This is a genomic window from Bacillus sp. JFL15 (genome assembly GCF_001184225.1).
GTDB lineage: Bacteria > Bacillota > Bacilli > Bacillales > Bacillaceae > Bacillus > Bacillus siamensis.
In genome coordinates this window covers 2,897,952-2,910,922 of the sequence record NZ_KQ236689.1, presented here as the reverse complement: position 1 = coordinate 2,910,922, position 12,971 = coordinate 2,897,952, and the positions used below count along the sequence as shown (strand labels likewise).

Genomic DNA, 12,971 nt, shown 5'->3' with positions numbered 1-12,971 from the left:
CGTTTCGGATAGCTTGCCCCTCCTTACTGAAATGTATCAGTCTTTTCAGCTCTCGATCCGGGGTGCTGTTCTTCCGCCGCCGGTCAGGAACACGGAGACACCGAGGTCTTTGCAGATCGTCGCGTAATGTAAACTTGTCAGAAGAATCATGCCGGTATTCATGCCAAGTATAATGCCGAGCATTTGCAGATTCGGCATAGAACCAAGCACATACATCATCGAAAGACCCACAATGCTGCTCCATACATTATGATAAAACGCCGTTTTCACATGACCGATGCCGATCAGACAGGCCTGAAGCGGCATCACAAACAGCTGAAAAAGAAAATACGGCCACAAAAGCTGCAAAAAATACTGCGCTTCCGGAGACTGAAAAAATAAATGGGTCAGCGGGCCGGCGAACTGAAACATGATCCAGACTGCCGGAATGCCATAGCCGAATGTAATAAAAATCGCTTGTCTCAGCCGTTTCAGTACAATGTCATATTGAGACAGCGCGTACGCTTCTGAAATGCTCGGAATCATGACGACCATCAGTGAATGAGCGATAAATGCGGGAAACGAACCGATCGTCACCGCTACACCGGCGAGCATGCCGTATTGATCAATCGCTGCTGCCCCGGCCGCCCCTGAGGCCAGCAGCGCTCCTTTTACTAAAAAAGGTTCAATGGCATTTGTCACCGCGTGAAAAATACGAAGCCCCGTTGTCGGAATGGATACCGCCAGAAGACGTTTCCGCACATCCTTGCCGCGGAGATGAATGTGCTGATGGCCGGAAAGCGTCCTCCTCGCCAAAATAAACTGCGTATACAAGTATACGAACACCACGACATCACTTGCGACCAGCACAAATAACGAGATGAGCACGGCCATATCAATTTCAAAAGAGTACCATTGAAAAAAGATAAACAGACAAAGCACTTGAATGATTTTTTTCAAGACATTTGCAACCGCGATTTTCCCCATCTGCTGCACACCCATAAAATAGCCTCTGGCGATGGATGTAAAAGCGACGACGGGAATCAGTCCGATGACAATCCCTTTAATAAAAGGGTGGTACGTATCGAATACAGGAATGAACGGCAGCGCGATGCTTGCGGCCGCGGTTGAAAACGCGGTAAATACGGCGGTCATTCTGAAGGCATGCCGGAGCATGCTTTCATGCAGCTTCTGATTGGATTCCGCGATGAATTTTGAGATGGAGATCGGAAGCTCCAGACTGGCGATCACGATAATGAGAAAAATGGTGGGCAGAATACTCATGTAAAGCCCCATCCCATGCTCGCCAAGCTCCCGCGCCAGTATCATATTCACGACAAATTCCAGACATTCAGCGAAAAAGGCGGCGATGGATAAAAGAATGATCCCTTTCACAAATCGATTCATGGTGTCTCTCCTTGTCTCTCGTTCTTTCATCATCATATGAGACAAGTTCTGAAAATATTTTCGATTTCTTAAAATTGAAAAAAGCATAGCCGGGATATTTGTCCCGCTATGCTTACATAGCAAATACGTGTCTGCCGATCCGTTCGATAATTTTTCGGGAACGGATCCAATGGTCAGAAGCTGTTTTCGGATTGTAGAAAAACAATGCGTTCGTTTCTCTGCCCGGATGGTTAAGCGCCTCATTTGCGGCGGCGATGGAATCCTTATCCGGCTTTTGATTAATGCTTCCGTTTGCTACCGGTTCAAATGCATTCCTTTGATAAATCACACCCCGAATGGTATCCGGGAAGCCTTTCTTTTCAGTCCGGTTCAGCACGACGCTGGCTACCGCGACCTTTCCTTTATAAGACTCACCCTTCGCTTCTGCGTGCACGAGACGTGACAGAAGTTCCCTGTCGGCACTGGAATACGTCTTTTTCGGCGGCTGATAAGCCATTTTCTCCGGTTTGGCTTTCTGCTCAAGATGAGATGACAGCTTTATCGGATGGATCGAATGCTTCTGGTCAGTTTTTGAAAACTTCGGCACCGAACTATTTCTATTTAAATCAGCAACCAGTGTGCTGGATTCTTGCTTTGGCTTCTTCGCTAAAGTAAACAGAGCTTCTGTATGTTCAATTTTTGTTGCAGGCATAAAACAAAGAAAAAAGACAGCCAAGGCAGCAAATTTTGTCGTCATACGCTTTCCTCCTTAAATACTTCACTACCTTAACAAGAGCAGTGCGCAAATTCACGGTTAAAGATTTTCCAGCACTCCCAATCAGCTTTTATGATGGAAGAAGTTCGTTAACGGCCTTATTATTGGCAGAAAAACGGCCGTCATTTTCACAACATTAACCAAATTGCAGTAAAAGTATCCATCGGAGGGATTTTACATTTTGTTTACATCTGTTACAGCAAGATGAAATGAGCAGCGAAAACAAAAAAAGACTCCTCATATGCGAGGAGCCGTCAGCTTCTTGGCTGTTCTAAATACTGGAAAACAACATCTCCGCCCTGCTGTGCAATACCGCGGAAATGCTTAAAATCTTCCTGCTTCGATAAAACCGCTCGAAATGCAAGAAAATGTTCTTTCTGCACCCTGAATTCTTTGATTTCACCGGTGCGCATTTGGTTGATACGTTCTGATATTTCTTCAGGCAGCAACGAACACAGCCTCCTTTTCTCGGCTTTTTCCCGAAAATCAATATATCATCTTTCCCCCGCCGGGACAATGATTGAGCAGGCCGATACCCATATCGCTTTACTTCTTAAAGAAAATACTGCAAAATATTTTCAAACAGGATTTATGATAAAGGAGAGGAAGCTCGTGAAAATTGCTAAGGTTGGAAACGTCATTGAATTTAAAAACGGATTAACCGGTATTGTTGAAAAGGTAAATGAAAACTCCGTCATCGTTGATGTAACCATCATGGATAATTATCGTGATCTTGAATTAGATTCCCTCACTGTCGTCAACCATAAAAATTATAAAATCATCAGAGACTCCTATTAACCCCCACTGAACAATCCGAACCATTTACATATCCCGCACAAAAGCTGCCGCCCGGCAGCTTTTTCAAATGATTTCAGATTTCCGTCATTTCAATGAAAAAATCTCCGGTCTCATCTTTATTGTAAAGATTTGTGATGGATGTATGGTAGTTGGTTATTTTGCCGCGGAATTCAAGACCCCGATCGGGCGCCTTAATTTCAAATGTTTTTTCATACAAAAGGACGGCAATGTCATGATACGTTTCAGAGGTCACCTTCAATATAAATGAGATGACGCGGCCGTTTTTGCCCGCACTTTCTTTACAGTCATACATTTCAAGCCTTACACCGTTTAACTCTAACGGCTCCATGACGAACACTCCTTCTTTTTACAGGACATGCTATCATGCTGATCATTCATTTACAATTGTTCCGCTCCGGATAAGAAAAAAACGGCGCAGGCCTTTACAAACATACGTTCCCTATTTTATAATGAAACAGACGAGCTGCCATCCAGCACCCGTCACGTAATGAAGCGGCGAGTACACTCCCCCCGGGTTTACTCGTCTTTTTCTTTTCTCCAGATAATTTCTCTTTTCATTATACAAGGTCTGTGCGGATATCATGCACCTTTCCAGCGGCGCGCCACAGACGAAAAATCCCCCCGCTTAAAAAGCGGGGGGATTTAGGTTATATTCCGAGACCGCCGGCACTCCCGAAGAAACTTCTCGTTCTTCACCGAGCTTTTGACTAGCGTATAGTCGCAGTTATCACATTGTCCTGCTGTTAAATTATCAAGACTAAATTTAAAATAATAATACAGATAAAATAAGGGGTCATTCATATAAGACAGAAATAATATGTATGACCCCTTTATTCAACAAATGCACCCGATTGTTTAAGTGTATTACTTCACAAACTATCCAATTTGCCGTTCCTAGTTTCTAGTATAGGTTTTTCCATTACTACTGTTTTAACTTCGTAACCATTAGGGTTGGTAACAGTTTCTTCTTCAGAAACTATGTAACCCATTCTTTCGTACAAGCTTATATTTTTTGGTAATGATGCACGAACACGACATTCTATTTTCTTTCTGTTATTTTCAATAGCATAATTCTCAATCCATAATAACATTGCCTTCGCAATCCCTTTTCCTCTTGCATGTGATGTAACGGATAATCTTGAAAAATATATCGAGGTATCTTTTAATGTAATCCTAGAAGAAGCTACTGGTTCCCCATCTACAAAGCACAACAATGCTTTTTCTAATCCTTGTTTCATTGCATTTAATAGATTATCTAATGGTTCATTTAATGCACTAGAGGGAACTTTAAGAAATCTATATTCTTCAAATGCTTCTAACATAATTTTATGCACAATCTGATATTCTTCTGCACTTGCTAATCGTATTTCTAAATTCATTTTTCCCCTCCAAATTGATATTATCTAGAACTATTATATCTTTTTTTAATTTTCTGTTGTGCTAAACTGCCATGTTTCTTCCATAAATTAAATTTTTATTTATTACAGGAATGCTGCCCGGCTAAAAAAAGCAAATGCTCTTATTGCAATTGCTTTCGTTTTCACCATTTAGGTAAATAGCATTTTATATACCTGAGCGTAAGCAATCTTTAATTGTCTTCGTAGTTCTTTTTCTATTCACTTAATTTTCCGTTTAGAGATTAAATAATCTAGTCTTTATTATTTTCATTCTTTCAATCTTCATACGCTTCGCAGCTGGTCTCTTTATCTGCTGCTGTTGACGTAACGTTTCAATTTGTTCTCTTAGTATCATAGTATGATATAGAGTAGCCTTAGATACTCCAGCCTCATTGGCTACACTGTTAAAGTTAATGTCTACATATTAAACTAACTTTGTTTAGTCCGGTTTAAAATTTATATGTATTAAAAAAGAGGATGTATGTATATATCAAACATATTATCCTCTAATTATTTTATTATAGTATTGTTAAGCGTACGTCCGGCATTTCTTTGTAGTCGAACGTTATGCTCGAATCGTATCCTTTAGTTTCGTAATCTTTACCCTCCATTTTCACTGCCTTTCGTGTTTATTCTCATTGTATAGGTAAATTATAACATGCATCACCAAAGAAGAAATGCATTAAATAATATTAGAAATAAACAACTGAATAGACTATACTTGCTCTTTTAAAATGACTTATAATGGTCGCAGAGGTGGTCGAAATGAAACTAAACGCAACGCCGCGCCTAAACGCCGTTATGAAGGCGAAAGGGTGGACGCAGGTAAGACTTTCGGAAGCATCAGGTGTGCCACAAGGTTCGATATCGCGCTTCGATAAGAATAGTCGCCACGAAGACTGGCACGTTTTTCGATTGCCAAAGCGCTCGGCGTAGGAGTCGATGAGCTATTTGAAATTGAGGACGCTGAATAAATGGAACGTATTGAAAAATCCCCGCCTAAAAAGACAGGGATCGTGGTCACACTGCGGCTGCTTCAGGTCACAATCGGTCACATTTCCGCCTAAAACTGGCGTTGAATGTTCGGGTTTTACCGTGACCCCACTCCGTTTCATACTTCGGATCATAACCGGAAGTATTTAGGCTGCGCCGGGAACATTAACGGTTGTCAATCGTCTCCGGATACATATCATGATTCATCATGCGATGTTCAGCCATTTTTTCATATTTTGTTCCGGGTCTGCCGTAGTTTGTATACGGGTCAATGGAGATTCCGCCTCTTGGCGTGAATTTACCCCACACTTCGATATAACGCGGATCCATTAATTCGATCAAGTCATTCATGATGATGTTCATGCAGTCCTCGTGGAAGTCTCCGTGGTTGCGGAAGCTGAAAAGATACAGCTTTAACGATTTGCTTTCCACCATTTTTTCGTCCGGAATATAGCTGATGTAGATGGTTGCAAAATCCGGCTGTCCCGTTTTCGGGCAAAGCGACGTAAATTCCGGGCAGTTGAATTTAACGAAATAATCACGGTTCACGTGTTTATTCGGGAATGATTCCAAAACCTCCGGCGCATATTCAAATAAATAGTTTGTCCCTTGATTCCCCAGGAGTGTAACTCCTTCTAATTCTGATTCTTTTCTTGTCATGTAAATTCTCCCTTTCTATTAAACTCCCCGTTTATTGCCCCAAAGCAATGTATGAAGCTGAGGCAGGACTCTGACGAGATTCAGGTCTGAATCGGCAGAAACCTTGTCAACGAGTTTTTCATATTTTTCGAGCAGATGCGCAATTAATGCCCGGTCATCCGTCGTGTGGACATTATCGTTTCCGACCTGAAGATAAAACGGGATATTCGGATACCGCTTATGCACGGTTTTCGCGAATTGCAGATCTTCATCATTAAAAATGACGACCTTTAAGCTGACTGCGCTAAGCCTTTCAGCCGCATCAAGCGAAGACACGATGTGATCGAGCTTTGCAAAGTCGGTTGTCATCCCTGAACTCGGCGGCTTCGGTGAAATCGTCAGGTCGTTAATCATTGTAAACCAATCCTGATAGACCGTTCCCTGCGTTTCTAAAGCGGCGCGCACACCATGTTCTTTCAGCAGCAGAATCAGCGCGTCAAGCTGCTTTAACAGCGCCGGGTTTCCTCCTGAGATGGTAACATGGGAAAAGGCGTCTCCGCCGATTTCTCTCAGCTCGCGGTAAATGTCTTCCGCCGTCATCCAGCGGATATCTTTTTTGGCTGAGCCGTCCCATGTAAAGGCGGAGTCGCACCAGCTGCAGGAGTAGTCGCAGCCTGCCGTGCGGACGAACATGGTTTTCTGGCCGATGACCATGCCCTCTCCTTGTATCGTCGGTCCGAAAATTTCTAAAACCGGGATTCCTTTAGCCATTCAAATCACCTTTTTTCGGGCGGTATATGCAATAGCTTGTGGGGGTTTCCCTGACAAAAACCTGGACGCAGACCGGCTGATTCTCCAGTGTTTCGAGGTAGGACTGAACTTTATCGTAAATCGTTTTGGCTACGACTTCGGTTGTCGGCAGCGAATATCGGTCATCATCGGAAAATTCGTCATGGTCATTCAGCAATGTATGATCGTAAGCGCCGTGCACCAATTTCTTCAGCACACTGAAATTCACGAGAAAGCCTGAATCATCCAGTTCATCCCCTGCAACTGTAATATTTACTGTATACGTGTGGCCGTGGACTCTGCTGCACGCTCCGGCACTTTCACGGGGAATAAAGTGCGCGGCTGAAATGTGCATGTCCTTATTCAGCTCAAACGAATAAGGATGCTGAACCTGCGGGTAAATTTGAGAAAGCAATTAGTTCCGCTCCCCTTTCATTTTCATATATTCATCATATCCTTTATTGCGGAGCAGACATGCCGGGCATTCTCCGCATCCGTCCGCAATGATGCCGTTATAGCAAGTCAATGTGTTATTCTTTACAAAATCAAGCGCGCCGAGCTCATCAGCAAGTTTCCATGTTTCCGCTTTGTTCAGCCACATAAGCGGCGTATGAATGACGAACGGCTTTTCCATCGCCAAGTTGACGGTGACATTGCAGGACTTGACAAACTCGTCCCGGCAGTCAGGATAGCCGCTGAAATCAGTCTCGCATACACCGGTGATGATGTGGCGTGCGCCGATTTGATATGCAAGAATCGATGCAAAGGATAAAAATACAAGGTTGCGCCCCGGCACAAACGTTGTCGGCAGTTCGCCGTCCTTCGCTTCAATTTCGATATCATCCCGTGTCAGCGCGTTTGGCGCAAGCTGGTTTAAAAGAGACATATCAAGCAGATGATTTTTGACACCGAGCTTTTCGGCAATCGATTTAGCTACATCAATTTCTTCTTGATGACGCTGATTGTAATGGAATGTAACGGTTTCCACTTCTTCAAAGTTTTGCAAAGCCCATAATAAACACGTCGTGCTGTCTTGGCCTCCGCTGAACACCACAACCGCTTTTTCTTTTTTCATGTCTTTCTCTCCCTTATCTATCATTCAATAAAAAAAGCGCCTATCTCGGAGAAGGCGCCCTAAAAAACATAAAAAAAACCGTATCCAAGGATACAGCTCGTCCTTAGTTTTTTATAGAGGGTGTAGCTAGAACCTCTCCCGCATCAATACGGATTTTCTTCTTTTTTTCACTTTTGCTATCATACCATAATGCTGTTTCCCGTGACAATAAAAAAAACAGCCTGAAACTTGTGTCAGGCTGCAAAAACCAATTTATGCCCGGCTTTTCTTTTTCGGAAATGCCATCAGTGCAATCCCGCTCAGCACAAATAAGGCAGGCCAGAAAACAGAAACCGGGATGATCGGCTGATACATCAGCGTAAAGCATAGCGCGGTCAAGGTCAGAACCGCAACCGGAATGAGCAGCGCCTTTTGTTTCCCGCCGAACAGCCACAGTTCAAATAAACCGAATGCCGCTGCCAACAGATAAACAGGCCATGTCACACCGGAATAGGCCCAATGGGTCGCCGTTTCAAAAACAAACAAGATCCCTGTAACCAATAAAATGCCGCCCGGTACGAGAAGTCCTGCGTTTTTGACCGGTTTCGGACCGAAAATCGGAATGTGAAAAGCGGCTGCAAGCAAAAGAATGAGCGCGGGCCAGCCGCGTTCGCTGATGACTTCATTTACATTGGTGAATATGCCGAAAATCCCCATTGCGCAAAGAACCGCAGCAGCAGCCAATAGCCCCCTTTGCTTTCTGCCGAACAGCCAGGCTTCAAACAGGCCGAACGCGACGGCAAAGAGGTAGACAGGCGATGTCATATTTGCGTATGTCCAGTCTGTCAGCGTTTCAAACCATAATAACCCGCCAATCACAAGCAATGTTCCGCCCGGAATGAGAAGGCCCGTTCTTTTTTTCGGCTGCATGAAGGCAGCGGCGTGAAACAGAACCGCTACTGCAATGATCAAAAGCGGCCACAGCCCTGTCAACAGCATACCGGCAAAGCATAGGGCACCCGTCCCTGCCAAAATCAAAGCAGGAATCAATACGCCGACCTTTCTCCCGCCGAAATACCACAGTTCAAACAGACCGAGAGCAGGCGCCCATATATAAACAGGCCACGTCACGCCTGAATACGCCCATCCTGTTGCCGTCTCAAAACAAAACAGGAAGCCCAGCACAAGAAAAAGACCGCCGGGAACGAGCAGTCCCGTCTGTTCAGGCGTTTTTTTCGAAAAAACAAATCCGGCGTGAAACCCCGCGGACATTATAATAAAAAGAAACGGCCACGCCGAACCGGCAGAAAGATGTATAACTCCCGCCTTCTGTAAAAAAAACGCAATGCCGATACAAATAAAAATAAATCCCAATAATACACGTCGATCTTTCATCTCTTACTCCTCCCCATCATTTCCCAGTTCATTATACAGAATTGACAGGAAAAAAGAAGGGGGATTTCCAAAAAATACAGACATTTTCCTTATTTACGTTGTTTTTCTTTCGGGACTTTTTTGCAAACCAATGCGCCGATAAAGGCCAGACTCACATATCCAAACACCGGATAAACGGTGGAAATCAGCTGTCCGTAGCCGATTTGACTGACAATAAACGCAAACATCAAAATCCCGCCGTAAATATATGTACTTTTTATATGAAGAAAACTGTTTAATTGTTTTTCCAATCCATATAAATTGCCGATAACTGACGTAAACACTTCCCCGAAAATAATAAACAAATAGATGATATGAAGCGAGCGCGAATACAAATACACAACTTGAGCCATCGGAATGTCAAACTCCAGCACATCCGGCAGCACCGATAATGATAAGAAGCTCGCGGCAAGCACCAGTGTCAACAGAGCGCCGCCTAAATAAGCCCCCCTTCTGATCACTTTCTCTGATGACATTTCATTCGCAAGCGGCACAAGAACAGCTTGGGCGAGTGATAAATTTAACGCGCCGTAAGAGACGGCGGACAAAACCCAATTCCACTTGTCAGGCCATACCCATTCGTCCGCATTTCTCGCACTTGTAAATACAAAAGAATCAGCGGCAACGATAAAAGAGAAGGAAATTAAAAGCGGCACAACCAATATATTGACGCCGAACACACCTTTAACACCGCTTGTCATGACGGCAAAACTCAGGACGATCGTCAGAAGGATCCCCGCTTGTGCAGGCCAGCCAAGCTGTTCATGAAACAGCGCTCCCGCTCCGGACAGCATGACAGAGGTCACTCCCAGCAAGATAAACATCATAAACATGTTCACGGCGCGGCCGATGGACCGGCCGAATAAATATGTGTTCAATTCCTGATAAGATGCTGCATGAATCCGTTTGGAAATAATCATGATTTTGGCGCCTAAATATGTAAACATCAGACCGCTTACCATAATACCGAACAGACCGATCCAGCCAAACCTCAGAAAAAATTCAACGATTTCCCGTCCCGTGGCAAAACCGGCTCCTACAACCGTTCCTACGTATACGAATGCAAGCTGACTTGCAGAACCTTTTCTTTGTCCCATTTCACCCTCCGGCTATGCGCAGATTTGTCCAGGCCTTTTTATCAGCATATGAGACAAGTCGCCTGAAAAGAAGAACAAATCATCCTTCCCCAAAAACGAATTCAGCTCTCCCCTTTAAGCAAAAATATTGAAAGAAAAAAAGGACCGGCGTATACTCTTCATCAAGAAAGGTCAAACATTTCAAATGCCGCTTTTCATGCTGTAAACTTTGATTTTTCGCGGTTTAAAACAAAACACTTGAAAGTCAAAGAAGGTCAGAGTATACTATTCATCAAAGAAGGTCAAAGTTAAGGCCTTATTTTCTAATTCATTTGGTCAAAGAAGATCAAACAAGGAGGTTTTGGCAAATGCGTTGTCAACACTGTCAGAAAAACGAGGCGACGATTCGCCTGAACATGCAAGTCAATTCCATTCAAAGACAATTCGTTTTATGTGAAACATGTTATACAGAATTAACCCGCAAACCGGCTATGAGCATGGGTCCGCAATCTTTCGGATTCCCGTTTGAGCAAGGCTTCGCTCCCGGTCAAAATAAACAGCAGGACAGCCGTAAAAAGGGTCTGCTCGATGAGCTCGCTCAAAACGTCACAAACGGCGCAAAAGCAGGTCTGATTGACCCTGTGATCGGACGCGATGATGAGGTGGCGCGCGTAATTGAAATTTTGAACCGCCGGAATAAAAACAACCCGGTGCTTATCGGTGAACCCGGTGTCGGCAAAACGGCTATTGCAGAAGGTTTGGCGCTTAAAATCGCTGAAGGCGATGTGCCGAACAAACTGAAAAACAAAGAACTTTATCTGCTTGATGTCGCTTCCCTCGTCGCCAACACAGGAATCAGAGGCCAGTTTGAAGAAAGAATGAAACAATTAATGAACGAATTAAAAGAGCGGAAAAACGTCATTTTGTTCATTGACGAGATTCACCTTCTCGTAGGCGCCGGCTCTGCCGAGGGATCAATGGATGCCGGAAACATCCTGAAACCGGCGCTGGCCAGAGGCGAACTGCAGGTCATCGGGGCGACAACGCTGAAAGAGTACCGCCAGATTGAAAAAGATGCAGCGCTTGAAAGACGCTTCCAGCCTGTCATGGTTCATGAGCCTTCTATCGAACAAGCCATCAGCATTCTTGAAGGCATTAAAGATAAATACGAGAAATATCACGGCGTCACATTCAGCGATGAAGCGATCAAAGCGTGTGTTACACTTTCTTCCCGCTACATTCAGGACCGCCATCTGCCGGATAAAGCGATCGACTTGTTAGATGAAGCCGGTTCTAAGGCAAACCTGGAGCTTGATACCGTAAATGAAGAAGATGCGGCTGAGAGACTTAAAGCAATTGACGCGGAGAAAACAAAAGCGCTTCAGGAAGAAAATTATGAGCTTGCCGCGAAACTGCGCGATGAAGAAGCGGCGTTGGAAAAGCAGCTGGCGCATGAAACACCGGCCGCTTCTTCAGAAATCGGGGCGGAGCATATTCAAGCCATCATTGAACAGAAAACAGGCATTCCGGTCGGAAAACTTCAGGCTGATGAACAAGTCAAAATGAAGGAACTTGAAGAGCGCCTTCATGAGCGTGTCATCGGTCAGGAAAAAGCCGTGAAAAAAGTGGCGAAAGCGGTCCGACGAAGCCGCGCCGGCTTAAAATCAAAAAACAGACCTGTCGGCTCCTTCCTCTTTGTCGGACCGACCGGGGTCGGAAAAACCGAGTTATCAAAAACACTCGCAGATGAACTGTTCGGCACAAAAGATTCTATCATCCGGCTCGATATGAGTGAATACATGGAAAAACACGCCGTTTCTAAAATCATCGGTTCACCGCCGGGATATGTCGGACATGATGAAGCCGGGCAATTAACGGAAAAAGTGCGACGCAATCCGTACAGCATCGTGCTGCTTGATGAGATTGAAAAAGCGCACCCTGACGTCCAGCATATGTTCCTGCAGATTATGGAGGACGGCCGTCTGACAGACAGCCAAGGCAGAACTGTCAGCTTCAAAGATACCGTTTTGATTATGACAAGCAACGCGGGAACCGGCGAAAAACAAGCAAAGGTCGGGTTCCAATCTGAAGAAAGCGTCATGGAAGAACAAACGCTGATTGATTCACTGAGTGCGTTCTTCAAACCGGAGTTTTTAAACCGGTTTGACAGCATTATTGAATTCCAATCCCTGAAAAAAGAACATCTCGTAAAAATCGTCAGCCTGCTTCTCGCAGAGCTTGAAGACACATTAAAAGAGCGCGGCATCAGCCTGAGCGTCACCGATGATGCGAAAGAAAAAATCGCTGAAATCGGCTATCACCCTGCTTTCGGAGCACGCCCGCTCAGAAGAACCATCCAGGAATTGATCGAAGACGAAATGACAGATCTCTTATTGGATGATAACGAAATCAAAGCCTTCCATGTCGTAATGGAAGAAGACGGCATCAAAGTCCGTGCACAATAAGAAAAAGCGGTTCCCTGTCCGGGGAGCCGCTTTTTTGTATCTTTTTCCATGCCGGAGGGCAGAAACTGTGAAGAATTCGGCAACAATTTCGCATTCACCCTAAAGTTCCATCCACTGCCACCGATATTAACCATAGAAAGCTAGTATAAAGGATTTGGTGAAAAC

At 44.5% G+C, this 12,971-nt stretch carries 13 protein-coding genes, 2 pseudogenes and 1 riboswitch; of the genes and pseudogenes, 3 read left to right on the top strand and 12 right to left on the bottom strand.

The window, feature by feature from the left end; genetic code table 11:
• Nucleotides 1-45: 45 nt before the first annotated feature.
• From AD710_RS14665 to AD710_RS14655, 3 genes are all read right to left on the bottom strand, one after another.
• Nucleotides 46-1,386: a polysaccharide biosynthesis protein gene (locus AD710_RS14665; protein WP_016936329.1), complete on the bottom strand. Its 1,341-nt coding sequence runs from the start codon at nt 1,384-1,386 to the stop codon at nt 46-48.
• Nucleotides 1,387-1,498: 112 nt separating this feature from the next.
• Entirely contained in the window at nt 1,499-2,122 is a 624-nt protein-coding gene (locus AD710_RS14660; RefSeq protein ID WP_049628376.1) for a cell wall hydrolase, read from the bottom strand.
• 272 nt (nt 2,123-2,394) lie between these two features.
• Nucleotides 2,395-2,589 (bottom strand): hypothetical protein, encoded by a 195-nt coding sequence (locus tag AD710_RS14655; RefSeq protein ID WP_012117423.1) that lies wholly within the window; start codon nt 2,587-2,589, stop codon nt 2,395-2,397.
• 163 nt (nt 2,590-2,752) lie between these two features.
• Between AD710_RS14655 and AD710_RS14650 the strand changes: the two genes are divergently transcribed.
• The gene (locus AD710_RS14650) at nt 2,753-2,938 is read left to right on the top strand and encodes a YkvS family protein (protein ID WP_003154669.1); all 186 of its coding nucleotides are present in this window, start codon (nt 2,753-2,755) and stop codon (nt 2,936-2,938) included.
• A 73-nt stretch (nt 2,939-3,011) separates the two neighbouring features.
• Here AD710_RS14650 and AD710_RS14645 read toward each other — a convergent pair whose 3' ends face one another.
• The 3 genes and pseudogenes from AD710_RS14645 to AD710_RS14640 all read right to left on the bottom strand — a co-directional run bounded on the left by AD710_RS14645 (nt 3,012) and on the right by AD710_RS14640 (nt 4,338).
• Nucleotides 3,012-3,287: a DUF3219 family protein gene (locus AD710_RS14645; RefSeq protein ID WP_016936332.1), complete on the bottom strand. Its 276-nt coding sequence runs from the start codon at nt 3,285-3,287 to the stop codon at nt 3,012-3,014.
• A 314-nt stretch (nt 3,288-3,601) separates the two neighbouring features.
• A pseudogene (locus AD710_RS20380) lies at nt 3,602-3,700 on the bottom strand (hypothetical protein); the annotation flags it as partial.
• A gap of 128 nt (nt 3,701-3,828) precedes the next feature.
• Nucleotides 3,829-4,338 (bottom strand): GNAT family N-acetyltransferase, encoded by a 510-nt coding sequence (locus AD710_RS14640; RefSeq protein ID WP_049628375.1) that lies wholly within the window; start codon nt 4,336-4,338, stop codon nt 3,829-3,831.
• 783 nt (nt 4,339-5,121) lie between these two features.
• On the opposite strand from AD710_RS14640, the pseudogene AD710_RS20100 reads away from it, so the two are divergent.
• Nucleotides 5,122-5,330, top strand: a pseudogene (locus AD710_RS20100) (helix-turn-helix domain-containing protein).
• A 184-nt stretch (nt 5,331-5,514) separates the two neighbouring features.
• Here AD710_RS20100 and queF read toward each other — a convergent pair.
• From queF to AD710_RS14610, 6 genes are all read right to left on the bottom strand, one after another.
• Nucleotides 5,515-6,009 (bottom strand): preQ(1) synthase, encoded by a 495-nt coding sequence (gene queF, locus AD710_RS14635; RefSeq protein WP_003154673.1) that lies wholly within the window; start codon nt 6,007-6,009, stop codon nt 5,515-5,517.
• An 18-nt stretch (nt 6,010-6,027) separates the two neighbouring features.
• Nucleotides 6,028-6,759 carry a 7-carboxy-7-deazaguanine synthase QueE gene (queE, locus tag AD710_RS14630; RefSeq protein WP_016936344.1) on the bottom strand — a complete coding sequence of 244 codons (732 nt, stop codon included), beginning with the start codon at nt 6,757-6,759 and terminating at the stop codon, nt 6,028-6,030.
• The gene (gene queD / locus AD710_RS14625) at nt 6,752-7,192 is read right to left on the bottom strand and encodes a 6-carboxytetrahydropterin synthase QueD (RefSeq protein WP_049628374.1); all 441 of its coding nucleotides are present in this window, start codon (nt 7,190-7,192) and stop codon (nt 6,752-6,754) included. Before queD ends, queE begins: the two co-directional genes overlap by 8 nt.
• Nucleotides 7,193-7,852, bottom strand: a complete 660-nt coding sequence (queC, locus tag AD710_RS14620) for a 7-cyano-7-deazaguanine synthase QueC (RefSeq protein WP_003154679.1) — start codon at nt 7,850-7,852, stop codon at nt 7,193-7,195. It lies immediately after the preceding gene.
• A gap of 97 nt (nt 7,853-7,949) precedes the next feature.
• A riboswitch (PreQ1 riboswitch) is annotated at nt 7,950-7,994 on the bottom strand.
• A gap of 110 nt (nt 7,995-8,104) precedes the next feature.
• Complete coding sequence (locus tag AD710_RS14615; protein WP_049628373.1) at nt 8,105-9,226, bottom strand: hypothetical protein; 1,122 nt, start codon at nt 9,224-9,226, stop codon at nt 8,105-8,107.
• Between the two features lie 89 nt (nt 9,227-9,315).
• Nucleotides 9,316-10,362, bottom strand: coding sequence for a YkvI family membrane protein (locus AD710_RS14610; protein ID WP_049628372.1), 1,047 nt, complete (start codon nt 10,360-10,362; stop codon nt 9,316-9,318).
• Between the two features lie 347 nt (nt 10,363-10,709).
• Here AD710_RS14610 and clpE point away from each other — a divergent pair, with 347 nt between their 5' ends.
• Entirely contained in the window at nt 10,710-12,806 is a 2,097-nt protein-coding gene (gene clpE / locus AD710_RS14605) for an ATP-dependent protease ATP-binding subunit ClpE (RefSeq protein WP_049628371.1), read from the top strand.
• The last annotated feature ends 165 nt before the right edge of the window (nt 12,807-12,971 follow it).